Genomic DNA, 25,505 nt, shown 5'->3' with positions numbered 1-25,505 from the left:
CGTGCGGCCCGCCGAGGGGGTCACGCCGCGGGTCGCCGCCGCGATGGCGGGCCAGCCCCGGGCGCGCTTCCTCCCCCGCCGGGCCCGCCTCCAGGCCGGCCGTGACGGACCGCTCGCCATCGGGCACGGCCAGACGAACAGCCAACCACGCACCGTCGCCGCGATGCTCGACCTCCTCGACGTCCACCCGGGCCACCGCGTCCTCGACGTCGGCTCCGGCTCGGCCTGGACGACGGCCCTGCTCGCCGAGCTCGTCGGACCCGACGGGAGCGTCCTCGGCGTGGAGCGCGTGCCCGAGCTAGTCGAGGTGGGTCGGGCGAACCTCGCACGAACCGGGCTGTCCCGGGCCGTGATCCGCGCCGCCGACCCCCACGTCCTCGGCGCCCCTGACGACGCACCGTTCGACCGCGTCCTCGTCTCGGCCATGGCGACCCGGCTGCCCGACACCCTCGTCGACCAACTCGCTCCCGGCGGCGTGCTCGTCGTCCCGGTCGACGGGGTGATGACGAGGGTCGTCCTCGACGAGCGACGGGGAACGACGGTCACGGAGCACGGCCGCTACCTCTTCGTCCCCCTCGTCGGCGGCTGAGCGGCGCGCCCGCGGCCGACCGGCGCCGCCGGCCGACCCTCGCGCCGGCGGCCGACCTCGCCCGGACACGACGACGCCCGGACCGGTATGAGAGCGGTCCGGGCGTCGAGCTCGGGGGCGTCAGCCCGTGTAGTGCTGCTCGAGGAGGTCCTTGTACTTCTCGGAGACGACCTTGCGCTTGAGCTTCAGGCTCGGGGTCAGCTCGCCCTCCTCGACCGTGAGGTCGTGCTCGAGGATGGTGAACTTCTTGATCGTCTCCCACCGGTTGAGCCCGGCGTTGAGCTGGTCGACGTAGCCCTGGACCATCTCGCGGCACGCGTCGGAGCCGACGACCTCCTGGTAGGACTTGCCCTCCATCCCGTTCTGGGAGGCCCAGCCGGCGATGGCGTCGGGGTCGAGGGTGATGAGGGCGGAGACGAAGTTGCGGTCGGCCCCGTAGACGACGAGCTGGCTGGCGTAGGGGCACAGGCCCTTGAAGGTCGACTCGATGTTCGAGGGCGCGACGTACTTGCCACCGCTCGTCTTGAACAGGTCCTTCTTGCGGTCGGTGATCCGCAGGAAGCCGCGGTCGTCGAGCTCGCCGATGTCGCCGGTGTGCAGCCAGCCGTCGGCGTCGAGCGCCTCCGCCGTGGCCTCGGGGTTGTTGTGGTACCCCTCCATGATCCCGGGGCCCCGGAGCAGCACCTCACCGTCGTCGGCGATGTGGATCTCGGTGCCGGGCAGCGCCCAGCCGACCGTGCCGTAGCGGTAGGCCTTGGTCCGCGCGACGAAGGAGGCCGCGCTGGACTCGGTCAGCCCGTAGCCCTCGGCGATCTGCATCCCCATGGCGTCGAACCAGCGGGCGATGTCGCCGTTGAGGGCGGCCGAGCCCGAGATGAAGAAGCGGATGTTGCCGCCGAAGCGCTCGCGGATCTTCGCGCCGATGATCTTGTCGCTGATCGCGTACTTGCGCGCGAGCAGCCCCGAGGGGTTCTTGCCCTCCTCGCGCAGGATGCTGACCTCGCGGCCGACGTCGCTGGCCCACGAGAAGAGCTTGGCCTTGAGCCCGCCCTCGGCCGCCATCATCATCGAGATCCGGCCGTAGGCCTTTTCGAAGATGCGCGGGGCCGCGCCCATGAAGGTCGGCTTGACGACGGCGAGGTTGTCGACGATCTTGTCGATCCGCCCGTCGATCGCGGTGGCGAACCCGATCTGGAGCGGCAGGGTCAGCAGCACCTTGCCGAAGACGTGGGCGAGCGGCAGCCAGAGGTACTGGAGGTCGTCCTCGCTGAGGATGTTGATCGACTCGGTGCCGGCGGCCTCGTAGGTCCACGAGCTGTGCCGCAGGCGCACGCCCTTGGGGCGGCCGGTCGTGCCGGAGGTGTAGATGATCGTCGCGAGCTGGTCGGACTGGATCTTGTCGATCCGCGCGTCGATGCCGCCCGGGTCGCCCTCGAGGTACTCGCGGCCCAGGGTGCGCACGTCGTCGAGGCTGAGCGTCCAGGCGTCGTCGTCGGTCTCGCCGTCGAAGACGACGACGCGGGTCACGCCGGGGATCTGCGGCCGGATGGAGCGCAGCTTCTCGAGCTGCTCGGCGTTCTCGGCGAAGACGACCTTCGCGCCGGAGTCGGCGAGGATGAAGGCGACGTCGTCGGCGATCGTCGTGGGGTAGATCGTCGTCGTGGCGCCACCGCTGACCATGATCGCGAGGTCGGCGAGAGCCCACTCCCAGCGGGTGCTCGACGCGATGGCGACGCGGTCCTCGGGGTCGACGCCGAGGGTGATGAGGCCGGCCCCGACCTCGCGGACGGCGGTGTCGACGTCCTTCCACGTCTCGGTGACCCACTCGTCGCCGCTCTCGCGGACGATGGCGTGGAGGAACGCGGGGCGGTCGGGGGTGGCGGCGACCCGCTCACGGAACAGGTGCCCCACGCTCTGCGCGCGGTTCTCCAGCACGGACTGGTCGACGGGCTCGTCGGCGGGAGCGTGGATCTGGGGAGAAGCGGTGAGCATCGCGGCATCGTCCTCGTCATTGGGGGCGTGGTGCGCGAATCCTGTCACAGGTGGGGCACAGAGGGGAACGGGTTGTTACCGGCGAGTCGCTTTCGTGACCCGGCGGCCCGTCGCGCGGCCGCGACGCCCGGGTCAGCGCTCCCGACGGGCGGTGTGGGCGGCGTCGACGAGGCCGACCGCGAGCCACGAGACGACCATCGACGACCCGCCGTACGACACGAACGGCAGGGGGAGGCCGGTGACCGGCAGCAGGCCCAGGTTCATCCCGACGTTCTGGACCACCTGCACGGCCAGCCAGGCCGCGACACCCACGGCGACGAGCCGGCCGAACGGCTCGTCGGAGCGCGCCGCGACCCGCAGGACGCGCAGGACGACGAAGCCGAGGAGGAGCAGCAGCCCGGTGGCGCCGACGAACCCCAGCTCCTCGCCCGCGACCGAGAAGACGAAGTCGTTGAGCTGGTAGGGCACCGAGCCGTCCTGGGTCCGCTCCCCCGCCATGAACCCCTGCCCCCACACGCCACCGCTGCCGATGGCCGTGCGCACCATCCGGGTCTGGTAGCCGCTGCCCTGCGGGTCGGCGGAGGGGTCGACGAACGAGGTGATCCGGTCGCGCTGGTAGTCGCTGAGGACGGGGGTCGTCAGCGCGGCGACGACCACGACGACCCCGAGGAGGGCGGCGCCGACGAGCCAGCGGCGCGGCGCACCGGCGACCGCGACGACGACGGCGCCCATCGCGAGGACGACCGCCGCCGACCCGAGGTCGGGCTGGAGGAGGACCAGCCCGACCGGGAGGGCCACGAGCCCCGCGGCGGCGAGGACCTCACGCGTCCCCGGCGTCCGTCCCCGGTCGGCGGGCGCGGCCAGCAGGGCTGCGAGGACGACGCAGAGCCCCACCTTGAGGAACTCCGCGGGCTGGAGGGTGAACCCGCCGGCGAGCGGGATCCACGAGCGCGACCCGTTGACGGTGAGCCCGACCGGGGTGAGGACCGCGACGAGGGCGAGCAGCGCCACCCCGTAGAGGACCGGCGCCGCCATCCGCACCCGCGCCTGCCCGAGCCGGCTCACCGCCACCGCGAGGACCAGGCCCACCGCCGCGGCGAGGAGGTGACGCACGAGGTAGGCCGTGCCGTCGGTGCGCGCCGTCGCCGACCACACGAGCAGGCCCCCGACGACCGAGGTGCCGGCGGCCGCGAGGTAGAGCCCGACGTCGTGCCGGGCGAGTCCGCCCAGGCCGGCGGACCCCGGACGTGGGGCGGGCGGGCCCGCCTGCCTCACCCAGGGACGATCTTGGCGAGGAGCTCGCGACACCGCGCGACGTCCTGGGTCATCGCGGCGGTGAGCTCGTCGATGCTGTCGAACCGCAGCGTGGGGCGGATGTGGGCCGTGAACTCGACCATGACGGTCTCGCCGTAGAGGTCGAGGTCGTCGCGGTCGAGGACGTAGGCCTCGACGGTGCGCCGGTCGCGCGTCGCGAAGGTCGGGTTGGTGCCGACGCTGATCGCGCACGGCATCGTGCGGTCGGTGGCGTCCTCGGGCTGGTCGACGCGGGTGAGCCACCCGGCGTAGACGCCCTCCTCGGGCACGAGCCCGAGCGCGTCCTCGGCGAGGTTGGCGGTCGGGAAGCCGAGCTCGCGGCCACGGTGGTTGCCGTGGACGACGGCGCCGACGACCCGGTGCGGGCGGCCGAGGACGCGGGCCGCCTCGGCGACGTCGCCCCGGGCGAGGAACGCGCGCACGGCCGAGGAGGAGAACCGCTCGCCCTCGCCGACGTCCTCGAGCGCGACGACCTCGAACCCGAGGCGCTCCCCCAGCTCGCGCAGCGTGGAGATGTCGCCGGAGTTGCGGTGCCCGAACCGGGTGTCCTTGCCGACGACGACGCAGTGGGCGCCGAGCCCGTCGACGATGACGGTGCGGACGAACTCCTCGGGGCTCTGCTGGGCGAACGCGGTGGTGAACTCGAGCACGAGCAGCCCGTCGATGCCGGTGTCGGCCAGCAGCTCGTCGCGCTGCGCGGCCGGCGTGATGAGCGCGGGCGCCTCGTCGGGGCGCAGGACCGCGACCGGGTGCTGGTGGAACGTGATGGCCACCGCGGGCAGGTCGAGCCGGTGACCGGCCTCGACGAGGGCGGTGAGGACGGCGCGGTGCCCCCGGTGGACGCCGTCGAAGTTCCCGAGGGTGACGACGCACGGGCGGAGGGCCTCGGGCGTCAGGGAGGCGTCGGTCCAGCGGTGCACGGGGACCACTCTAAGGAGTCGCCGGGGCGAACACGACGAGGCTGCGTGCCGTGGACCGCGACTCGTCGAGCATCGCGACGAGGACCCCGTCGGGGCCGATCGCGGCCACCGGCTCGACCCGCCCGGGGACCGCGGAGGCCACCCGCTGGCCGTAGCCGATGGTGCGCGCCTCGGCGGCGTCGAGCTCGCGCACGGCGAAGGCCGCCCGCGCCGCCTCGGCGGCCGGCGTCACCGGCATCGGGGTGCCCGCCGCGTGCCGCTCCTCGAGCTCGGCGAGCGGGTGGGCGTCGGCGACGAGGAAGCCCCCGACCCTCGTGCGGCGCAGCGCGGTGAGGTGCCCGCCCGTACCGAGCGCGGCCCCGAGGTCGCGGGCGAGGGCGCGCACGTAGGTGCCGGACGAGACGGTGACCTCGACGTCGACGTCGAGGACGGCCACGCCGTCGGCCTCGAGGGCCCGCGCCTCGCCGACCTCGAAGCGCGAGACGGTGACCGGGCGGGCAGGGAGGTCGACCGCCTCGCCCGCCCGAGCCCGGTGGTAGGCGCGCTCGCCCTTGACCTTGATCGCGCTGACCGCGCTCGGGACCTGCTCGATGTCGCCGGTGAGGGCGGCGACGGCGGTGACGACGTCGTCGCGGGTCGTCGACCCGGCGCCGGGCGCCGCGGTGACCTCGCCCTCGGCGTCGTCGGTGAGCGTCGCCTGGCCCAGGCGCACCGTCGCGGTGTAGTCCTTGTCGCAGCCGACGAGGAAGGTCAGCAGCTTCGTCGCGCGCCCGACCCCGAGGACGAGCACGCCGGTCGCCATCGGGTCGAGGGTGCCGGCGTGGCCGACCTTGCGGGTGGCGAGCAGCCGCCGCGAGCGGGCGACGACGTCGTGGCTCGTCCAGTCCTGCGGCTTGTCGACGAGCAGCAGTCCGTCGGTCACCTAGCGCGCGTCCTGGCGGGCGGCGTCGCCCCCGGCGGCCCCTGCCTCGGCGGATCCTGCCTCGGCGGCGGCCCCGGCCTCCGCGGCCTCCGCGGCCTCTGCCGCCTCCGCGGCCTCGCGCTCCTTCTTGTACGGGTCGGCATCACCGGCGTACACGGCGCCGGTGGCGGCCGCGGCGACCTCGGCGTCGCGCTCGCGGGCGGCGCGCAGGAGGTCGTCGATGTGGGCGGCGTTCTCGGGGATCGCGTCGGCGATGAACTCCAGCGACGGCGTGAGCCGGATGCCGAGCTGCTTGCCGACGAAGGAGCGCAGCCGGCCCTTGTTCTCCTCGAGGATCGTGGCCGTCACGGTGCGCTGCCGCTCGTCGCCGAAGACGGTGTAGAACAGCGACGCGTGCTGGAGGTCCCCGGTGACGCGGACGTCGGTGATGGTGACGAAGCCGAGGTCGGGGTCCTTGACGATGCTGCCGAGGTTGGCGGCGGTCAGCGTCTTGATCCGGTCGGCGACCTTCTGGGCGCGGGCGGTGTCGGCCACGGGGTACTCCTGCATCTCGACGGGACGGGGGACGTCCTCAACTCTAGTGAGACGGGAGCGGGCGGCACCCCGTGGGGATGCCGCCCGCTCGCCGTGTGCTGCGGATCAGGCTCGCGGCTTCTCGCGCATCTCGTACGTCGCGATGAGGTCCTCGAGCTGGAGGTCGTTGTACGACCCCAGGTTGATGCCGCACTCGAAGCCCTCGCGGACCTCGGTGACGTCGTCCTTGAAGCGACGCAGGCCGGCGATCTCGACGTTCTCGGCGACGACGACCCCGTTGCGGGTGATCCGCGCCTTGGTGCCGCGCTTGATCTCGCCGCTGCGGACGATCGACCCGGCGATGTTGCCGAACTTCGAGGAACGGAAGATCTCGCGGATCTCGGCGGTGCCGAGCTCGACCTCCTCGTACTCCGGCTTGAGCATGCCCTTGAGGGACAGCTCGATCTCCTCGATCGCCTGGTAGATGACCGAGTAGTACCGGATCTCGACGCCCTCGCGCTCGGCGACCTCGGCGTTCTGCCCTTCGGCGCGAACGTTGAAGCCGATGATGACGGCGTTGGACGCCATCGCGAGGTTGATGTTGTTCAGCGTGATGGCGCCGACACCGCGGTCGATGATCCGCAGGTCGACGTCGTCGCCGACGTCGATCTGGAGGAGCGCGTCCTCCAGGGCCTCGACCGAACCCGACACGTCACCCTTGAGGATGAGGTTGAGGGTGTCGACCTTGCCCGCCGCGAGGGCCTCGTTGAGGTCCTCGAGGGAGATGCGCTTGCGGGCCTTGGCCAGGCTCGCCTGGCGGTCGGCCGCCTCACGCCGCTCGGCGATCTGGCGCGCCGTGCGGTCGTCGGGGGCGACGACGAAGGTGTCGCCCGCCCGCGGGACCGAGGACAGGCCGAGCACCTGCACCGGGCGCGAGGGCAGGGCCTCCGCGACGGTGGCGCCGTGCTCGTCGAGCATCGCGCGGACTCGTCCGTGCGAGGAGCCCGCGACGATGGCGTCGCCGACGCGCAGCGTGCCCGACTGGATGAGGACCGTCGCCGTGGCGCCGCGACCCTTGTCGAGGTTGGCCTCGATCGCGATGCCTCGGGCGTCGCGGTCGGGGTTGGCCCGCAGGTCGAGCGCCGCGTCGGCGGTCAGCAGGACGGCCTCGAGCAGCTGGTCGATGTTCTGACCCTGCTTCGCGGAGACGTCGACGAACATCGTCTCGCCGCCGTACTCCTCGGCCACGAGGTTGTACTCGGTGAGCTGCTGACGCACCTTGGACGGGTTGGCGCCCTCGACGTCGATCTTGTTGACGGCGACGACGATCGGCACGTCCGCGGCCTGGGCGTGGTTGAGCGCCTCGATGGTCTGCGGCATGACGCCGTCGTCGGCGGCGACGACGAGGATCGCGATGTCGGTGACCTTCGCACCACGGGCACGCATGGCGGTGAACGCCTCGTGACCCGGGGTGTCGACGAAGGTGATGGCCCGCTCGACGCCCTCGTGCTCCTTGTGGATCTGGTAAGCACCGATGTGCTGGGTGATGCCACCGGCCTCGCCCGCGGCGACCTCGGCGTTGCGGATCGCGTCGAGGAGACGCGTCTTGCCGTGGTCGACGTGACCCATGACGGTGACGACCGGAGGACGCGCCTCGAGGTCGTCGTCGTCCTCGCCGGCGATGCCGGTCTCGAGGTCGATGTCGAAGGCGTCGAAGAGCTCGCGCTCCTCCTCCTCCGGCGAGACCATCCGGATGTCGTAGCCGAGCTCGCCGCCGAGGAGACGGAAGGTGTCCTCGTCGAGGCTCTGCGTCGCCGTGGCCATCTCACCGAGGTGGAACAGGACGGTGACGAGGGCACCGGGGTTGGCGTCGATCTTGTCGGCGAAGTCGGACAGGCTCGCGCCCTGACGGATCTGGATGACGGTCTTGCCGTCACCACGGGGGACGCTGACGCCGCCGATCGACGGAGCCTGCATCTCCTCGAACTCGAGGCGCTTGGCGCGCTTGGACTTGCGGGCGCGACCGGGACGACCGCCGCCGCGGCCGAACGCACCCGCGGTGCCACCGCGACCGGTGAACCCGCCGCCACGACCACCGCCGCCGCCGGGACGACCGCCGAAGCCGCCGCCACCGCCGCCGGGGCCACCCGGACGGCCACCGGGACCACCGGGGCCACCGGGACGGGCGCCACCGCGGGCGGGACGCTCACCGGGACGGGCGACCGCGCTGCGGTCGGGCATCATGCCCGGGCTGGGACGCGGGCCACCGGGACGGGGACCACCGGCGCCCGCGGGGCCGGCGGCGGGACGGGGCCCACCGGGACGGCTCTGCGGACGCGGCATGCCCTGGCTCGGGGCGAAGGGGTTGTTGCCCGGGCGGGCCGCGCTCTCGCGCTGACGGCCCATGCCCTGGCTCGGGGCGTACGGGTTGTTGCCCGGGCGCGGCGCGCCCGGACGGGGAGCCGCGCCGGGGCGGGACCCGCCCTGGCCGGAGCCGCCCTCACGGGCGGCCGGGGCGACCGGTGCCGCGGGAGCGGGGGCCGCCGGGGCGGGAGCGCTCGGCGCGGGGGCCGCGGGGCCCGGACGCGACGGTGCCGGGGCGGTCGGGGCGGAGGCCGCCGGAGCAGCCGGAGCCGACGCCGCGGGAGCGGCCGGAGCCGACGCCGCGGGGGCGGCCGGAGCCGAGGGGGCAGCGGGAGCCGAGGCGGCAGGGGCCGCCGGAGCGGCCGGCGTGCCGTCGGCGGGCTTCGCCGGGGACGACGGACGGGCCGCCGCCTTCTTGGCGGGAGCCTCGGCCGCGGCCGGGAACTTCTCGTTGTAGCGCCGGACCACCGGCGCCTCGATCGTCGAGCTCGCGCTCTTGACGTACTCGCCCATCTCGTTGAGGCGTTCGAGGACGATCTTGCTCGTCTCGCCGCGCTCCTTCGCGAGGGCGCTCACACGGACTTTAGACACATTTCTCCTGTCCAGGTCCGTGCCGTCTGGCCGGACCGTCGTTACAGCTGGGGGGTGCTCATCGCTGAGTACTCATCGGGTGCTCATCAGCGTCAAACCCGCTTCCGGTCGGTCGTTGCGTTGCGTTCTGGTCGTGCTGGTCGTGCTGCTCCTGTGCGTGGGACCTGACCCACTCGTCGACCGCCACGTGGTCGGCCGGCGTGCTGCTGTGCAGCGCGCGACCGAACGCCCGGCGACGGACGGCGAGGTCGAGGCACGAGACGGTGGGGTGCAGCCAAGCGCCGCGCCCCGGCCGAGCCCGCTCGGGATCGGGGAGCACGGCCGGCTGGCCGTCCTCTCCGGGTCCGAGGACCACGCGCAGGAGTGTCGACCGGCTATCCGCCCCGCGACACCCGATGCACGTGCGCACCGGGCCGTCGGGCCGGAGTCCAGTCCGGTCGATCCCCACCAGTCTACCGCCTACCCGCGGTCGGGGGTGTCACCGGTGCCGCCGGACGGGGTGGCTGCGGGCGCCTCGGAGGCCTCGGTGTCGGGACGGATGTCGATCCGCCAGCCGGTGAGCTTGGCGGCCAGGCGCGCGTTCTGGCCCTCGCGCCCGATCGCCAGGCTCAGCTGGTAGTCGGGCACGACGACCCGGGCGCTGCGCAGCTGGCGGTCGACGATGTCGACCGAGTGCACGCGCGCCGGCGACAGGGCGGCGGCGACGAAGGACGCCGGGTCCTCCGAGAAGTCGACGATGTCGATCTTCTCGCCGTGCAGCTCGCTCATGACGGCACGCACGCGGGCCCCCATCGGCCCGATGCAGGCGCCCTTGGCGTTGAGCCCGGGGACCTTGGTGTGCACGGCGATCTTCGTGCGGTGGCCGGCCTCGCGGGCCAGCGCGGCGATCTCGACGCTGCCGTCGGCGATCTCGGGGACCTCGAGGGCGAAGAGCTTGCGGACGAGGTTGGGGTGGGTGCGCGACAGGGCGATCTGCGGGCCGCGGGGGCCGCGCTTGACCGACACGACGAAGCACCGCAGCCGCTGTCCGTGGACGTACTGCTCCCCCGGCACCTGCTCGGCGAGCGGGAGGATCCCCTCGACCGTGCCGAAGTCGACGGTGACGTGCCGCGGGTCGGGGCTCTGCTGGATGACGCCGGCGACGATGTCGCCCTCGCGGCCCTTGAAGTCCCCGAGGATCGCGTCGTCCTCGATGTCGCGCAGGCGCTGGACGATGACCTGGCGCGCGGTGGCGGCCGCGACCCGGCCGAAGCCGGTGGGGGTGTCGTCGAACTCGGGGCCGACCTCGCGGCGCGGTCGCGCCGGGTTGCCCTCGTCGTCGACCTCGCCCTCCTCCGGCTCGACCTCGTGCTCCTCGCGGGCCCACACGACGACGTGCCCGGTCTTGCGGTCGAGCTCGGCGCGCGCGTGGCGGAAGTGGCCCTCGGTGCGCTGGTACGCGAGGACGAGCGCCTGCTCGATCGCGGGGATCAGCACGTCGAGGGAGATGCCGCGCTCCCGCTCGAGGGCGCGCAGGGCAGCCAGGTCGATGTCCATGTCAGCTCTCCTTGCTCTCGTCGGGACGGGCGAACTCCACCTGCACGACGGCCTTCGTGACCTCGGCGTACGCGAGGGTCTCGGTGCGTGCGGGGTCCTTCTTCGTCGCGGGCACCTCGAGGGTGGCCTGCGCGCTCGAGGCGGCGGTCAGGCGACCGGTGACCTCGCGGTCGGCCAGGTGCACCTCGACGAGGCGGCCGACGTTGCGCCGGTAGTGGCGGGGTTCGGTGAGGAGGCGGCCGACACCGGGCGAGGAGACCTCGAGGGTGTAGGCGAGCTCGCCCAGGGAGTCGGACGCGTCGAGGGCGTCGCTGACCAGGCGGGTCGCGTCGGCGACCTCGTCGAGAGTGAGGGGGTCGGTGCGCTCGGTGACGAGGTCCGGCTCGGCGGCGAGGTCGCGGTCGACGAGGACCTTGACGACGCGGCGGTGGCCGGCGGGGGTGACCGTGACGTCCTCGAGGACGAGTCCGGTGGGCGCGAGGGCCTGCTCGAGGTCGGGTCGGATCTGCTCGGCGGTGGTCATGCCGGACCCTCCTCTCTGAAGTTTGAGTCGGCGTGAGGCCGACGACCCCACTCTAGGCCACCTCCTCGACGGGCCCGAACCGCGTGCGACGATGGGGTCGTGGCGGAGCGAGGACGGGGTGTCGACCGCCGGTGGGTCGTCTCGGGGCTGCTGGGCGCGGCCGTCCTCCCGGCGACGGCGTGCGGCATCCGCCTCGAGGACGACGCCCCCCGCGTCCCCCTCGTGCCCACCCGCACGCCCGTGCCCGTCGAGGAGGCGCTCGTCGCGCTGACCCGTGACACGGTCGCGCTCGCGAGTGCGGCGGCGGCGCTCGACGGCGACCTCGCCGCCGACCTCGCGGCCCTCCACCGGCGCCAGCACACGGTGCTGCGCACGACGCTGCTGCGCCGCCAGGTGCCGGCGGACGACCTCGACGCGCCGGCACCAGCGGGGTCCTCCGCCGCCCCGTCGCCGTCGGGGTCCTCGGCGTCGTCGTCCCCCTCACCGTCCCCGACGGTCGACGGACGCGCCGCGCTCGGCGCCCTCGAGGCGGCGGCCGCGGCCGCCGCGGGGACCTTCGCCGACGTCGAGGACGACCTGCGGGCGACGGTGGCCGCGCTGCACGCCCAGCGGCACGCCGCGGCGACGCTCCTCGCCGGACGCGCGCCGGACGTGCCGAGCGACCCCGTCGGTGGGGACACCGTGGCCCGGGTGGTCGCCCTGACCGAGGCCGCCATCTGGCTCCTCGAGGTCGTCAGCGCCCGGTCGAGCGGACGCCAGCGCGACCGGTCCGACGCCACGCTCGTCGTCCTGCGCGCCCTGCGGGCCGACCAGCTGTCGGGCGGGGCCCGCTCCGAGTCCGCGCTCGGCCACGCCCTGCCCTTCCCCGTCGACTCCGCCGCCGACGCCGCTCGCTTGGCCCGGGAGGTCCTCACCGCCCTGCGCGCCGACCTCGGTCCGCTCCTGGCGCCGCTCGTCGCCGAGCACGGCGCGACCGGCCTCGGGGCCGCCACCCGCTGGCTGGGGACGGTCGAGGTCGAGGCCCACCGCTGGGGCGTCGACCTCGTCCCCTTCCCCGGCCTGGCGTGAGCGCCCCCGACCTGCCCCCGGTCCCGGCCGGCTGGCTGGCCTGGGTCTCGCGCCTGCCGCCCGAGGGCGGCCCGTCCGGTGCGCAGTGGGTTCCACGCGTGCCGCGGCTGCTCGCGGAGGCGTTCGAGCGGTGGGGCCTGGTCGCCGACGGGCCCGTGCGGACGGGGTGGACGGCGGTCGTCGCCCCCGTGCTGCGCGACGGCGAGCCGCTCGTCCTCAAGGTGGTCCGCCGCAGCGTCGACACCGACGGCGAGCCCCTCGCCCTGCGCCACTGGGACGGGAACGGGTCGGTCCGCCTCGTCGCCGCGCTCCCGAGCGAGGGCCTGCTCCTCCTCGAACGGCTCGACGCCTCGACCGACCTGGCGTCCGTGGAGGTCGAGGCGGCGTGCGCGGTCGTCGGCGGGCTGCTCGCACGGCTGCACGTCCCCGCTCCCCCGGCCCTGCCGACCGTGCCACCGTGGGCGGCCGGCTGGCTCGAGGAGGCCGCGCGCCGCGACGCCCTCCCCCGCCGGTTCGTCAGCCGCTCCGCGGGGCTGCTCCGCGAGCTCTCGGGCGACCCGGGGGCCGAGGCGACCCTCGTCCACGGCGACCTGCACTTCGGGAACGTCCTCGCGGGGGACCGCGAGCCGTGGCTGGCCATCGACCCCCAGCCGAGGGCGGGCCACCCCGGCTGGGACCTCCACGCCGTGCTGCGCAACCGGCGCGACGAGCTCGGCACCGGAGCGGCGATGCGCTGGTCGGTGGGACAGCGGGTCGACGCGTGGTGCGACGCGGCGGGCGTGCCCGAGGACGTCGCCCGCTGGTGGACCGTCGTGCGGTGCGGCGTCGAGGCCGTGTGGGCCCTCGACGACGACAACGCCGAGGAGGTCTCGTTCAGCATCGCCCTCGCCAAGGCCCTCGACGACTGACGGACCACGGCATGGCGACGCCTACGGTGGGGTGATGGCGAACCGGCTCGCGGACTCCCTCTCCCCCTACCTCCTCCAGCACGCCGACAACCCGGTCGACTGGTGGGAGTGGGGCGACGAGGCCTTCGCCGAGGCCCGCCGCCGCGACGTCCCGGTCCTGCTCTCGGTCGGGTACGCGGCCTGCCACTGGTGCCACGTCATGGCCCACGAGTCGTTCGAGGACGACGAGGTGGCCGCGCTCGTCAACGACCGGTTCGTCGCGGTCAAGGTCGACCGCGAGGAGCGGCCCGACGTGGACGCCGTGTACATGGCGGCGACGACCGCGCTCACCGGGCAGGGCGGCTGGCCGATGACCTGCCTGCTCACCCTCGACGCCGACCCGTTCTTCGCCGGCACCTACCTGCCCAGACCCCAGCTCCTCCAGCTCCTCGGCCAGGCCGACCACCTCTGGCGCACCGACCGGGAGCGCGTCGTCGAGAGCGGCGCCCACGTGGCGTCGCGGCTCCGCGAGGTCACCAGGCCCCCGGCGCCGACGAGCATCGATGCCGCGGTGTGCGACACCGCAGTTCGTCGCCTGAGGGCCGAGCACGACGACGCGAGGGGCGGCTTCGGGGGCGCACCGAAGTTCCCGCCGTCCTCGGTCCTCGAGTTCCTCCTGCGCCACCACGCCCGCACGGGCGACGCCGACGCCCTCGCGATGGTGCGCGCCACCGGTGCCGCGATGGCACGGGGCGGGATGTACGACCAGCTGGCCGGCGGCTTCGCCCGGTACAGCGTCGACGCGGGCTGGGTGGTCCCGCACTTCGAGAAGATGCTCTACGACAACGCCCAGCTCCTCCGGGTGTACCTCCACCTGTGGCGCGCGACCGGCGACCCGCTGGCCCGTCGGGTCGCCGAGGAGACGGCCGAGTTCCTCCTGCGCGACCTGCGCACCGGCGAGGGCGCCTTCGCGTCGGCACTCGATGCCGACACCGTCGTCGACGGCCACTCGCACGAGGGCCTCACCTACGCCTGGACGCCCGACCAGCTCGTCGAGGTCCTGGGTCCCGAGGACGGCCGGCGCGCGGCCGAGCTCCTGGCGGTGACCCCCGAGGGGTCCTTCGAGCACGGGGCCTCGACGCTCCGTCTCCTGCGCGACCCCGACGACACCGCGTGGTGGGGCGACGTGCGGATCCGGCTCCTCGCGGCCCGGGACACCCGGCCGCAACCCGCGCGCGACGACAAGGTCGTCACGGCGTGGAACGGGCTGGCCGTCGCCGGGCTCGCCGAGGCGGGCGTCCTCCTCGACCGCCCCGACCTCCTCGAGGCCGCGGTCGTCGCGGCGCGCGTCGTCCTCGACCTCCACGTCGTCGACGGACGGCTGCGGCGCACGTCGAGGGGCGGCGTCGTCGGGGCGTCGGAGGCGGTTCTCGACGACCACGGCGACCTCGCGGAGGGCCTGCTCGCGCTGGCCCAGGCGACCGGCGACGCCACGTGGCTCGAGGCCGCGCAGGGCCTGCTCGACGACGCCCTGACCCGCTTCGTCGACGCCGACGGCGTGCCGCACGACACGGCCCACGACGCGGGGGCGCTGTTCGCCCGGCCCGCGGCGCGCACCGACCTCGCCGAGCCCTGTGGCGCGTCGTCCCTCGCGGGTGCGCTGCTGACCCTCTCGGCCCTGACCGGGTCCACCACGCACCGCGAGGCCGCCGGCCGCGTCCTCGACGCCTGTGGGTCGGTCGCGACCTCGGACCCCCGGTTCGCCGGCTGGAGCCTGGCCGTCGCCGAGGCGGTGCTGGCGGGGCCGCTCCAGGTGGCGGTGGTCGGTGACGGCCCGGACGCCGACGGCCTCCGCCGGGTGGCGTTCGCGGCGACCTCGCCGGGTCTCGTCGTGGCCTTCGGCCCGCCAGACGCCGACGGCGTGCCCCTGCTCGCCGACCGGCCGCTCGTCGGCGGCTCGGCGGCGGCGTACGTCTGCCGGGGGTTCGTGTGCGACCGGCCGGTGACGACGACGGAGGAGCTCACGGCGGCGCTGGCGACCGGGAGCTGAGGCCGGCTCCCGGCCCGGTGTGCGCCGCGCCCGTGCCTGCTGACCGCGCTCGGCGCCCTACGGATGCCGAGAGGCACAGAGGAAGGCAGCCGACCCGGGAGGGCCTGCCACCGCCACTCGGCATCCGTCCAGCACCCGGTCCCCCGGCACGAGTGCCGGCGGAGGGTACTGCGGGCGCGCGCCCCCGAAGGGGCGGCACGAACGGGTGGTCCGAGGTCAGTCGGACCGTGCCGAGCCCTCTCCACGATGTGCCGGAGCAGCCGCGTCGAGGGTGGGTGATGGTCGTGCTCGAGAGGGTGGGGGTCGCCTCGAGCGCATGGAGCACAGCTCGGGACATGGCCCATCCTCGGTGACTCACTGTCGGGCTCCCCTGCTGAAACCCGGCTGAGTGTTCGCAGCGTAGAAGCCCACCGGGCCCGAGGCAAGGGGTGTTCCCACCCGTCGGATCGGCATCCCAGGAGATGGTCACGCCGTGCGGTCGACCGCGAGGGTCAGGCGAGGAGGAGCCGGTAGGACGGGTCGCGCTCGGCGAGGAGGCGCTGCGCCCTCGCGGGGTCCACCCACGCCGCGGTCGCCCAGACGTCGGCCCAGAGCAGGTCCGTCCCCACGACGGTCGCCGACCCGGGCCGTGCGACGCCCGTGCCGGTCCGGGGGTCGACGACGTGGTCGCCGCGTCGGGCGGCGCCCGACGTGGCGACCCCTCCCCGCCGGAGCTCGACGACCTCGACGACCCGCGTCGGGTCGCGCGGGTCCTCGATGCCCACGCGCCACGGGGCGGGGTCGTCGGAGGGCCCGGGACCCGAGCCCACGGCGACGTCGCCACCCGCGCCGACGGCCCAGGTCGCCCCGGGCACGAGGGCGAGGTGCTCGGCGGCCGCGGCGACGGCCCAGCCCTTGACGAGGCCGGTGGGGTCGAAGACGGGACGGCCCGGCGCGGGGCCCCGGCTGCCCCAGGCGGGTCGCCAGGCCGAGAACAGGCCGTCGGTGCGGTCCTCGGCCTCGAGGCAGAGCTCGGCGACGTCGGCGACCCACGGGTGCAGGACGTCGTCCTCGCCGGTCTCGCCGTGCTGGAGCCGGAGCAGGTCGCTGTCGGACCGCCACGTGCTGAGGGCGGCATCGACCCGGCGCAGGTGTGCGAAGACCCGCCCGACCGCCGCCTCGACCTCCTCCCGCGCGGGGTCCACGGCCCGCACGTGCACCGACACCGGCATCCCCATGACGACCTCGACCCACGCGCCGCGGCCGGCGCGGTGGGCCGCGGGGTCGGGTGGGGCGCTCGGTGGCGTGCTCGCCGTGGCGGGCGCCGTGGCCGCGGCGCTCACAGCCCCGCCTGGTCCAGCGCCGACTGGAGGGAGCCGATGTAGCCCTCGGACGTGTACGTCGCACCCGAGACCATGTCGATGTCGGCGCTCTGGGCGGCGACCGCCTCCTCGTTGAGGATCGGGACCGCGTAGGTGTTGATCTCCTGGTCCTTGTGGTCGTTCCACGGCACCTGCACGACCCGCGACGCGGTGACCTTGCCGTCGGTGACCGTGATCTCGACCTGGACGTCGCCGTAGCGGGTGCCCACGGCGTCACCGGTGTACGTCCCCGCCGAGGCGGCGGAGTCCGACGACCCCGAGTCGGCCGTGGAGCCCTGGTCGGAGCTCGAGGAGCCGGAGTCCGGGGAGTCCGAGCTCGAGGAGCCGGAGTCCGACGTCGTCCCGGGGTCGGTCGTGCCGCCCGCGGACGACCCGGCCGAGCCGTTGCCGGCGAGCGCGACCACGCTCGTGCCGGCCGCGGCGTTCGTGGACGTGTGGTAGCTGAAGAGGAGGACGAGCGCCGAGACGGTGCTGGCGGTCCAGAGGGTGATGCGACGCATGCGGGGCTCCGGTCGGGTGGGAGGGGTCAGGAGGTGAAGCGCTCGAGGTGGACGGCCGAGGGGGCGACGCCGGCCTCGAGGGCGGCGGTCCGGACGGCGTCCATCCAGCCGTCGGGGCCGCAGACGAACACGTCGTGCTCGGCGACGTCGGGGACGACGTCGAGCAGGGCCTGGGCGTCGGTGAGGTGGCGGGCCTGGCGGGGCAGCCAGCTGGGCCGGTCGTCGACCCGCGGGCCCTCGACGACGAGGTAGCGCGCTCCCCGGTCGGTGGCCAGGGCCGCGATCTCGTCGCCGAGGACCGCCTGCGCGGCGGTGTGCACGCGGTGGATGACGGTGACGTCGCCCGGCGCCTGCTCGAGGTCCTCGAGGAGGGCGCGCAGCGGCGTGATGCCGATCCCCGAACCCATGAGCAGGACCTTGCGTCGGGTGCGCACTCCCTCGTGGAGGCGCCCGTACGGCCCCTCGAGCAGCACGCGGGTCCCGGGGACCAGGGTCGAGAGGCGCGCGGACCCGTCTCCGGCGTGGGCCGCGGTGAGGCGCAGCGTGCGCCCGTCGGGGGCCGCCGACAGCGAGTACGGGTTCGCGCGGCTCCACCCCGGTCCTCCGAGGAAGCGCCACTGGAAGAACTGCCCGGCCCGCGCCGGGATCCGGCGGACACCGGGACCGCCGAGGGTCACCGTCGTGACGCCCGGGCCCTCCTGCCTGACCTCGACGACGCGCACCGGCGCCGACAGCGAGCGCCACAGCGGCAGGCCGAGGCGGAACACGAGGACGGCAGCCGCGGCCACGGCCCACAGGGACCACCAGAACACCGTCGCGACGGTCGAGTCGAGGAACTCGGCCCCGGTCCAGAGCTGGTGCGGCAGCACGAGCCCGGCCCCGAGGTAGCCGTAGAGGTGGATGAGGTGCCACGACTCGTAGCGCAGCCGGCGCCGGGCGCGGCGGACCGAGGTGACGACGACCATGACGAGGGCGAGCGTCCCGGCCACCGCGAGGAGCATCCCGGGGTAGTCGACGACGAGGTCGACCACCGTGCCCCACAGTCCCTCGGGCGAGCTCGCGGCGTACCCGAGGGTGATGAGCACGACGTGGGCCATGAGCAGGGTGAAGGAGGTGAAGCCGACGAGCCGGTGGGTGCGCGCGAGGGCGTCCTGTCCCCACGCGTGCTCGACCCACGGCACCCGCGCCATGAGGAGCACCTGGACGAGGAGCAGGGCCGACGCGACGAGTCCGGTGAGGCGACCGGTCGACGTGAGCGCGCCGGCGACCGAGCCGAGGTCCCCGACCCCTCCCCCCGCGACCCAGAGCGCCGTGACCGCGAGGAGGACGGCCCACAGACAGCCGACCCCGGCGTCGCGCCACCACCGCGGGACCGGGCGCCGGCGCGTCCGGGGCGCCGCGCCAGGAGCCGGTCCACCACGAGCGGGTGCGGGTGCGGTGCCGGGTGCGGGGGCGGGCGGGGCCGCGGGGCCCGCCGTGGTCGTCGTCATGGGATCACCGTCGGCTCGCGCGCTGTGCGGTTGCTGTGACGTCGGTCGGTCCCGGCCATGAGCGTGTGGAAACGGTTCCGCACTTCCGCAACAATGCGGTGGTGAGCGCACCGGTGCCCCCGCCCCCGACGGCCGTCCCCACGACGGGTTCCGGGCCCACGACCCCGTCCACGGTGTCGGGTGACCGCGACGGAGCGTCGGCTCGAACCCCCTCCGACGACCGGGCCACGATGTTCCAGGCGCGCGTCGAGCGCTGGCTCCCCGACCTCGTCGGCGGCCTGGCCCTCCTCTACGGGGGCGAGCGCGCACCGGGGCTCGCGGCCGACCTCGTCGAGCTCGCCCACACCGCCTACGGCGCCCGCTCCGACCGGCTCCACCGCCGCGACCTCGACCGGATGCTGCGCCCCGACTGGCTCCAGGACCCCGGCCTCGTCGGCTACGCGGCCTACACCGAGCGCTTCGCCGGCGACCTGCGTGGGGTGACCGACCGCCTGCCCTACCTGCGCGAGCTCGGTGTCGGCTATCTCCACCTCATGCCCCTCCTCCGCCCCCGCGAGGGCGACAACGACGGCGGCTACGCCGTGGCCGACTACCGCTCGGTGCGCCCCGACCTCGGCACGATGGACGACCTCGAGGCCCTCGCCGAGGACCTCCACGACGCCGGCATCAGCCTCGTCCTCGACCTCGTCCTCAACCACGTGGCCCGGGAGCACGACTGGGCGGAGCGGGCCCGGGCCGGCGACGCGGCCTACCGCGAGTACTTCCACGTCTTCCCGGACCGGACCGTGCCGGACGCCTACGAGCGCACCCTCCCCGACGTCTTCCCCGACTTCGCCCCCGGGAACTTCACGTGGGACGACGAGCTCGGTGGCTGGGTCTGGACGACCTTCAACGAGTTCCAGTGGGACGTCAACTGGGCCAACCCCGCGGTCCTGCGCGAGTACGCGGGCATCATCCTCGACCTCGCCAACCGCGGGGTCGACGTCCTGCGGCTCGACGCCATCGCCTTCATGTGGAAGCGGCTCGGCACCGACTGCCAGGGCGAGCCCGAGGTCCACGCCGTCACCCAGGTGCTCCGGGCCGTCACCCGGATCGCCTGCCCGGCGGTCGCGTTCAAGGCCGAGGCGATCGTCGCGCCCACCAAGCTGCTCGCCTACCTCGGCACCGGCGGCTACACGGGCAAGGTCAGCGACCTCGCGTACCACAACAGCCTCATGGTCCAGGTGTGGTCGATGCTCGCCGCGCGCGACGTCCGCCTCGCCGCCCACACCCTCGCCGCCCTGCCGCCGAAGCCGCTCACGGCCACGTGGCTGACCTACCTGCGCTGCCACGACGACATCGGCTGGGCGATCATGGACGAGGACGCGTGGGCCCTCGGCCTCACCGGTCCGGGCCACCGCTCCTTCCTCGCCCGCTGGTACGCCGGCGACTTCCCCGGCTCCTCCGGCCGCGGCCTGGTCTTCCAGCACAACCCCGCGACGGGCGACATGCGCACGAGCGGCACGGCGGCCTCCCTCATCGGCCTCGAGGCCGCGTCGTCGCCGGCCGAGGTCGACCTCGCGGTCGCCGCGCTGCGCCTCGCCCACGCCCTCGTCATCGGCTGGGGCGGCATCCCGGTCATCTGGAGCGGTGACGAGCTCGGCCAGCCCAACGACCCGCACTGGGCCGACGAGCCCGGCCACGAGGACGACAACCGCTGGGCCCACCGGCCGCGGCTCGACCCGCGGGCCGTCGCCGACCGGCACGACCGCTCCACCGTCGCGGGGCGGGTCTTCGAGGACGTCGTGTCGCTCGTGCGGACCCGCGCCTCGCTCCCCCACCTCCACGGGTCGGTCGAGACGCGGATCGGCCCGGTCGACGACCCCGGCGTCCTCGTGACCGTCCGCGACCACCCCGTGGGCCGCTTCGTCGGGGTCTACAACGTCACGCCGGAGCCGCGGCCCTGGTACGACCACCGCCTCCACGAGCTCGGGGTCGCCGAGGCCCGCGACGAGATCACCGGTGAGGCCCTCCCCTGGAGCCGCGGAACCGTCGTGCTGCCCCCCTACGGCGTCCTCTGGCTCACCACCCCAACGACCTGACCCGTCGTGCCGCCGCTCGGCCCCGCGGGTTCGAGGTGACCCCCGACTCACCAGAGGCCGGCGAGGTCTCCTCCGATGCGCACGACGAACGCCGCGACGATGACGACGAACACGCCCCGCACGAAGCGGCTCCCGAGCCTGACGGCGGTCCGGGCGCCGACCCACCCGCCGACGAGGTTCGTCGCGGCCATGACGACCCCGACCTTCCACACGACGTGTCCCCCGGGGACGAAGACGGTCAGCGCCCCGAGGTTCGTCGCGAGGTTGGCGATCTTCGCCTTGGCGCTCGCCTCGAGGAAGGCGTACCCCATGAGCCCGACGAGCGCGAAGACCATGAACGACCCGGTGCCCGGCCCGAGGGCGCCGTCGTAGACCCCGATGACGAAGCCGGTGAGCATCGCGGCGACGGTGTGCCGGTGCCCCGACCACCGCAGCTGGGTGGCCTCGCCCAACGACGGCCTGAGCAGCGTGTAGGCGCCGACGGCGACGAGGAGCACGAGGATCACGGGGTTGAACAGCGACTTCGGGATGTGCAGCCCGAGGAGGGCTCCGCCGATCGCCCCGACGTAGGCGACGGCCGCCATCGGCAGGGCCGTCCGCAGGTCGGGCCGCACCCGCTTCCAGTAGGTGAGCGACGCGGTGGCGGTCCCCCACACCGAGCCGAACTTGTTCGTCGCCAGGACCTGGGCGGGCGTGGCGCCCGGCAGCCCGATGAGCAGCGCGGGCAGCTGGACGAGCCCGCCGCCGCCCACGACGGCGTCGATCCAGCCGGCGACGAATCCGGCGAGCCCGAGGAGGGCGACGACCTCGAGGCCGGGGTCGCTCACGAGGGGGCGGTGCCGGACACCCAGCCGTCGACGATGGCGAGGACGTCGAGCAGCTCGTGGGCCCGCGCGTCGGGGACCGCGTCGACCTCGACCTTCTGCCCCGCGGGGATGTCGCTGTGCGGCACCCAGATCGCGCGCATCCCGACCTGCTGCGGCCCGTGGACGTCCTCGAAGAGCCGGTCGCCGACGTACACCGACCGGGTCGGCTCGACACCGAGGGCGCGGCACGCGGCGCGGAAGGCCTCGGGGTGCGGCTTCACGTGGTCGATCTCGCTCGAGTACACGTCGGCGTCGACGAGGTCGAGGACGCCGTCACGCTCGAAGATCCCCCGGTGGTAATCGCGCGACCAGATGGTGTTCGACAGCACCCCCACCTTGATGCCGCGCTCGCGCAGGCCCTCCCACAGCGGCCGCACCTGCGGGTCGGTCAGCGTGTGCGGCTCCCAGAACCCGCGGTACGCCGCGAGGGCGAGGTGGTGCCGGTCGTGCTCGGGGTCGACGCCGGCCTCGTCGAGGATGTCGGCGAGCGCGGCGCTGCTGTGGTCGTCGCGACCGCGGCGCCACGCGGAGCTCTCGACCTCGAGGATCCGGTCGGCGAGGCGGTGGGCCTCGTCGAGGTCGGCCTGCGACACCTCGGGCGACGAGATCGGCACGCCGTGGACCTCGCGCGCGAAGACCCGCCACTGCTCGGGCAGGTCGACGTCGTGCCACGGGGTCAGGGTGCCGCCCCAGTCGAAGACGACGGCGTCGATGCCCGCGTCGGGGTCGGCCTCGACGCGGGCACCGCCGTCGCTCACGCGCGGCCGATCTCGGTGAGGATCTCCTGCACCGCCGACGCGACGGCGACCTCGCGGCGCTCGCCGGACCGGCGGTCCTTGACCTCGATGGTGCCGTCGGCCAGGCCGCGGCCGACGACGACGATCGTCGGGACCCCGATGAGCTCGGCGTCCTTGAACTTCACGCCCGGGCTCGCCTGGCGCCGGTCGTCGAGGAGCACCTCGACCCCGCGCGCCTCGAGCTCGCGGGTCAGCTCCTCGGCGTAGGTCGCGACGGCCTCGTCCTTGCCGGTGGCGACGAGGTGGACGTCGAAGGGCGCGAGGGCTCGGGGCCAGACGAGCCCCTGCTCGTCGTGGTTGCCCTCGGCGACGCAGGCCACGGCCCGCGAGACCCCGACCCCGTAGGACCCCATGATGACGGTGCGCAGCTTGCCGTTCTCGTCGAGGACCTTGAGGTCGAGCGCCTCGGCGTACTTCGTGCCGAGCTGGAAGATGTGCCCCATCTCGATGCCACGAGCCGACTCGAGGCCGTGGCCGCACGAGGGGCACTCGTCGCCGTCGCGGACCTCGGCGGCCTCGATGGTCCCGTCGGCCGTGAAGTCGCGACCCGCGACGAGGTCGAGGACGTGCCGGCCGCTCTCGTCGGCGCCCGTGACCCATGCGGTGCCGTCGACGACCCGCGGGTCGAGGAGGTAGCGGATGCCGGTGCTCTGCTCGAGGCCGAGGGCGCCGGGGCCGATGTAGCCCTTGGCCAGCGTCGGGTAGCGCGCGAAGTCCTTCTCGTCGAAGGCCTCGACGCGCGCCGGCTCGACCTGGGCGCCGAGACGCTTCTCGTCGACGTCGCGGTCGCCCGCGAGCCCGATGGCCAGCGGCTCCCGGGTGCCGTCGGGGTGGACGAGCATGACGACGACGTTCTTGAGGGTGTCGGCGGCGGTCCAGGCGTGCCCGGCCTCCCGCGGGAAGGCGGCGTTGAGGTGGGCGACGAGCGTCTCGATGGTCGGGGTGTCGGGGGTGTCCTCGACGTGCGCCGCCGGGAGGTCCGTGGCGTCGACGGCGTCGGGGACCGGAACGCGCACGGCCTCGACGTTGGCGGCGAAGCCGCAGTTGGCGCACCGGACGTAGGTGTCCTCGCCGTTCTCGGCGGTCGCGAGGAACTCCTCGGACTTCGAGCCGCCCATGGCGCCGGCCATCGCCTGGACGATGACGTAGTGGAAGCCGAGGCGGTCGAAGATCCGCACGTAGGCGTCGCGGTGCAGCTGGTAGCTCTTGTCGAGACCGGCCTCGTCGAGGTCGAAGGAGTAGCTGTCCTTCATGACGAACTCGCGGCCGCGCAGCACCCCGGCGCGCGGGCGGGCCTCGTCGCGGTACTTGTTCTGGATCTGGTAGATCGCGAGCGGGAGGTCCTTGTACGAGCTGTAGAGGTCCTTGACCGCGAGGGTGAACATCTCCTCGTGGGTCGGCCCGAGGAGGTAGTCGGCGCCCTTGCGGTCCTGGAGGCGGAACACGTTGTCGCCGTACTCCTCCCAGCGACCCGACGCCTCGTAGGGCTCACGCGGCAGGAGGGCCGGGAAGAGCAGCTCCTGGGCGCCGATGGCGTCCATCTCCTCGCGCACGATCGCCTCGACGCGGCGCAGCACCTTCAGGCCGAGCGGCAGCCACGTGTAGATGCCGGGGCTCACCCGGCGGATGTAGCCGGCCCGGACGAGCAGCTGGTGGCTCGGGACCTCGGCGTCCGCCGGGTTCTCGCGAAGGGTTCGCAGGAACAGGGACGACATGCGCATGGCCACGGGGAGGCTCCGTCGGGGTGGTGGGGAGGACAACCCCGCAAGGATAACGACGGGCGCGGCCCGGCGATCACCCCTGGGGCAGGCCCAGGTCGTTGCGGTAGGCCCGGATGGCGGCGATCCGCCCGTCCCGGACGGTGAAGAGGTGGCAGACCATGCTCACGAGGTCGCGGCCGTCCTGGTGGAGCGTCGACCGCTGCTCGACGAGGACGTCGTCGCCGGCCCGGACGACGTTGACGTCCTCGGTCGTCAGGCTGGTCGCGGTGTTGATGGGCGCCCGCAGCCGCTCGAGGATCTCGTCGGCCGAGCGGTGCACGACGCGCCAGGGGTCGTGGCCCCAGGCCGCGGCCAGCTGGATGGTCGCGTCGGGGTGGAAGAAGCCCCGGACGGCCTCGAAGTCCGCCGCCTCGCGCGACGTGCGGGCCCGCTGTGCCGCCGCGAGGTAGTCGGTGACGAGCGTGACGTGGTCGGTGCCCTCCTCAGCCATCTCGACAGCGTCCCACTGCCGGCCCCCGGTGGCCAGCACGAGATCAGCGCGCCGTCAGCGCACGGTCTCCTCGTAGCGGGCGCGAAGCCCGGCGTCACGGAAGCCCAGGCGCAGGTAGAGGTCGTGGGCCGGGTTGTCGACGTTGACGGTGAGCCACACCTGCTCGCAGCCGGCCTTGCGCAGCGCGCGCAGCGACCGGGCGACGAGGTGGGCCCCGAGTCCGTGGCCGCGCCAGGCGGGCACGACGCCGACCTGGTCGACCCAGTCGTCGATGAGGTTGACGAACCCGACCGGGACGCCGTCGGCGTCGAGGACGACCCGCGACGCCGACGGCCGGAACCCCTCCTCCGCCGAGACGTCTGCCACCCACTCCTCGAGCGGGGGGTCGGGGAACCCCGGCCGGTCGGCGAAGGAACGCCGGTACGCGTCGTGGAACAGCGGCGCCGTCTCGGGGGTCCAGCGCGCGCTCGTGAGGCCCTCGGGCCGCTTGACCCGCGGCACGTCGACCAGGTCGTGCCGCATGACGTGCTCGGCGAAGGTCTGGACCAGGCCCAGCTCGGCGACCATCTCCTCCCACTCGGGAGAGCTCGTCTCGACCGCCACGCGCAGCAGCGCGCCGCCGGACTGCTCGCGGCAGAAGGCGAACAACGCGTGTCCGTGGCCCAGGCCGCGCGACGAGGGGTGGACCAGCCCCGTGGCCGTCCGGTGCCCGCTGCCGTCGCGGAAGACCGAGGCCGCGGCGACGGCGTCACCGGTCTCGTCGGTGCCGATGATGCCCGGCCCGCTGAGGAAGTAGCGCCGCAGCATCGGCTCGCCCGCGAGGTGGGGCAGCCCACCGTCGCGCTCGAGGCAGCAGGCGGCGAGGTGGTGGAGGGCGGGCAGGTCGGCCTCGGTCACCGGCCGCCACACGAGGGTCGACACCAAGGCCGC

Annotated in this window: 22 protein-coding genes; 5 read left to right on the top strand and 17 right to left on the bottom strand. The window is 74.2% G+C overall.

Features of this window, described 5'->3' with window-relative positions; translation table 11 throughout:
• The first annotated feature begins 1 nt into the window (after nt 1).
• On the top strand, nt 2–589 hold the full coding sequence (locus ACFWN3_RS17230; protein ID WP_377641727.1) for a protein-L-isoaspartate O-methyltransferase: 588 nt from the start codon (nt 2–4) through the stop codon (nt 587–589).
• Between the two features lie 120 nt (nt 590–709).
• Here ACFWN3_RS17230 and ACFWN3_RS17225 read toward each other — a convergent pair whose 3' ends face one another.
• The 9 genes from ACFWN3_RS17225 to rimP form a co-directional block, all read right to left on the bottom strand.
• Nucleotides 710–2,581: an AMP-dependent synthetase/ligase gene (locus ACFWN3_RS17225; RefSeq protein ID WP_377641725.1), complete on the bottom strand. Its 1,872-nt coding sequence runs from the start codon at nt 2,579–2,581 to the stop codon at nt 710–712.
• Between the two features lie 132 nt (nt 2,582–2,713).
• Nucleotides 2,714–3,856: a rod shape-determining protein RodA gene (gene rodA, locus ACFWN3_RS17220; RefSeq protein ID WP_377641723.1), complete on the bottom strand. Its 1,143-nt coding sequence runs from the start codon at nt 3,854–3,856 to the stop codon at nt 2,714–2,716.
• Nucleotides 3,853–4,815 (bottom strand): bifunctional riboflavin kinase/FAD synthetase, encoded by a 963-nt coding sequence (locus ACFWN3_RS17215; protein ID WP_377641721.1) that lies wholly within the window; start codon nt 4,813–4,815, stop codon nt 3,853–3,855. The genes rodA and ACFWN3_RS17215 overlap by 4 nt, the downstream gene beginning before the upstream one ends.
• A gap of 10 nt (nt 4,816–4,825) precedes the next feature.
• The gene (gene truB / locus ACFWN3_RS17210) at nt 4,826–5,737 is read right to left on the bottom strand and encodes a tRNA pseudouridine(55) synthase TruB (RefSeq protein WP_377641719.1); all 912 of its coding nucleotides are present in this window, start codon (nt 5,735–5,737) and stop codon (nt 4,826–4,828) included.
• Entirely contained in the window at nt 5,738–6,271 is a 534-nt protein-coding gene (gene rbfA / locus ACFWN3_RS17205; protein ID WP_377641717.1) for a 30S ribosome-binding factor RbfA, read from the bottom strand.
• 105 nt (nt 6,272–6,376) lie between these two features.
• Nucleotides 6,377–9,205, bottom strand: a complete 2,829-nt coding sequence (infB, locus tag ACFWN3_RS17200) for a translation initiation factor IF-2 (protein ID WP_377641715.1) — start codon at nt 9,203–9,205, stop codon at nt 6,377–6,379.
• A gap of 58 nt (nt 9,206–9,263) precedes the next feature.
• A complete protein-coding gene (locus ACFWN3_RS17195; protein WP_377645641.1) occupies nt 9,264–9,614 on the bottom strand; it encodes a YlxR family protein in 351 nt (116 codons plus the stop codon).
• 50 nt (nt 9,615–9,664) lie between these two features.
• A complete protein-coding gene (gene nusA / locus ACFWN3_RS17190; protein WP_377641713.1) occupies nt 9,665–10,741 on the bottom strand; it encodes a transcription termination factor NusA in 1,077 nt (358 codons plus the stop codon).
• Between the two features lies 1 nt (nt 10,742).
• Complete coding sequence (gene rimP / locus ACFWN3_RS17185) at nt 10,743–11,264, bottom strand: ribosome maturation factor RimP (RefSeq protein WP_377641712.1); 522 nt, start codon at nt 11,262–11,264, stop codon at nt 10,743–10,745.
• 99 nt (nt 11,265–11,363) lie between these two features.
• Between rimP and ACFWN3_RS17180 the strand changes: the two genes are divergently transcribed.
• From ACFWN3_RS17180 to ACFWN3_RS17170, 3 genes are read left to right on the top strand one after another with little or no spacing between them, the layout of a single operon-like run.
• Nucleotides 11,364–12,332 (top strand): DUF4439 domain-containing protein, encoded by a 969-nt coding sequence (locus tag ACFWN3_RS17180; protein ID WP_377641710.1) that lies wholly within the window; start codon nt 11,364–11,366, stop codon nt 12,330–12,332.
• The gene (locus tag ACFWN3_RS17175) at nt 12,329–13,240 is read left to right on the top strand and encodes an aminoglycoside phosphotransferase family protein (protein WP_377641708.1); all 912 of its coding nucleotides are present in this window, start codon (nt 12,329–12,331) and stop codon (nt 13,238–13,240) included. The genes ACFWN3_RS17180 and ACFWN3_RS17175 overlap by 4 nt, the downstream gene beginning before the upstream one ends.
• Nucleotides 13,241–13,274: 34 nt before the next feature.
• Nucleotides 13,275–15,269, top strand: a complete 1,995-nt coding sequence (locus tag ACFWN3_RS17170) for a thioredoxin domain-containing protein (RefSeq protein ID WP_377641706.1) — start codon at nt 13,275–13,277, stop codon at nt 15,267–15,269.
• Between the two features lie 491 nt (nt 15,270–15,760).
• On the opposite strand, the gene ACFWN3_RS17165 is transcribed toward ACFWN3_RS17170, so the two are convergent.
• The 3 genes from ACFWN3_RS17165 to ACFWN3_RS17155 are packed head-to-tail and all read right to left on the bottom strand — an operon-like array spanning nt 15,761 to nt 18,620.
• The gene (locus ACFWN3_RS17165) at nt 15,761–16,591 is read right to left on the bottom strand and encodes an FAD:protein FMN transferase (RefSeq protein WP_377641704.1); all 831 of its coding nucleotides are present in this window, start codon (nt 16,589–16,591) and stop codon (nt 15,761–15,763) included.
• Entirely contained in the window at nt 16,588–17,130 is a 543-nt protein-coding gene (locus ACFWN3_RS17160) for an FMN-binding protein (RefSeq protein ID WP_377641702.1), read from the bottom strand. Before ACFWN3_RS17160 ends, ACFWN3_RS17165 begins: the two co-directional genes overlap by 4 nt.
• A 26-nt stretch (nt 17,131–17,156) precedes the next feature.
• The gene (locus ACFWN3_RS17155) at nt 17,157–18,620 is read right to left on the bottom strand and encodes a ferric reductase-like transmembrane domain-containing protein (RefSeq protein WP_377641700.1); all 1,464 of its coding nucleotides are present in this window, start codon (nt 18,618–18,620) and stop codon (nt 17,157–17,159) included.
• Between the two features lie 101 nt (nt 18,621–18,721).
• Between ACFWN3_RS17155 and ACFWN3_RS17150 the strand changes: the two genes are divergently transcribed.
• Nucleotides 18,722–20,701 (top strand): alpha-amylase family protein, encoded by a 1,980-nt coding sequence (locus ACFWN3_RS17150; RefSeq protein WP_377641698.1) that lies wholly within the window; start codon nt 18,722–18,724, stop codon nt 20,699–20,701.
• Between the two features lie 47 nt (nt 20,702–20,748).
• Here the strand turns inward: ACFWN3_RS17150 and ACFWN3_RS17145 are convergent, their stop codons facing one another.
• From ACFWN3_RS17145 to ACFWN3_RS17125, 5 genes are all read right to left on the bottom strand, one after another.
• Nucleotides 20,749–21,528 carry a TSUP family transporter gene (locus ACFWN3_RS17145; protein WP_377641696.1) on the bottom strand — a complete coding sequence of 260 codons (780 nt, stop codon included), beginning with the start codon at nt 21,526–21,528 and terminating at the stop codon, nt 20,749–20,751.
• A complete protein-coding gene (locus tag ACFWN3_RS17140; protein ID WP_377641694.1) occupies nt 21,525–22,325 on the bottom strand; it encodes an HAD family hydrolase in 801 nt (266 codons plus the stop codon). The genes ACFWN3_RS17145 and ACFWN3_RS17140 overlap by 4 nt, the downstream gene beginning before the upstream one ends.
• Nucleotides 22,322–24,085: a proline--tRNA ligase gene (locus ACFWN3_RS17135; protein ID WP_377641692.1), complete on the bottom strand. Its 1,764-nt coding sequence runs from the start codon at nt 24,083–24,085 to the stop codon at nt 22,322–22,324. Before ACFWN3_RS17135 ends, ACFWN3_RS17140 begins: the two co-directional genes overlap by 4 nt.
• A 73-nt stretch (nt 24,086–24,158) precedes the next feature.
• On the bottom strand, nt 24,159–24,575 hold the full coding sequence (locus tag ACFWN3_RS17130) for a nuclear transport factor 2 family protein (protein ID WP_377641690.1): 417 nt from the start codon (nt 24,573–24,575) through the stop codon (nt 24,159–24,161).
• 54 nt (nt 24,576–24,629) lie between these two features.
• Nucleotides 24,630–25,496, bottom strand: coding sequence for a GNAT family N-acetyltransferase (locus ACFWN3_RS17125; protein ID WP_377641688.1), 867 nt, complete (start codon nt 25,494–25,496; stop codon nt 24,630–24,632).
• Nucleotides 25,497–25,505: the final 9 nt, after the last annotated feature.

The sequence above is a fragment of the Oryzobacter terrae genome, assembly GCF_042756445.1.
GTDB lineage: Bacteria > Actinomycetota > Actinomycetes > Actinomycetales > Dermatophilaceae > Oryzobacter > Oryzobacter terrae.
Note: the sequence above shows the minus strand (reverse complement) of the source record. Positions and strands in the feature narration are given on the sequence as shown.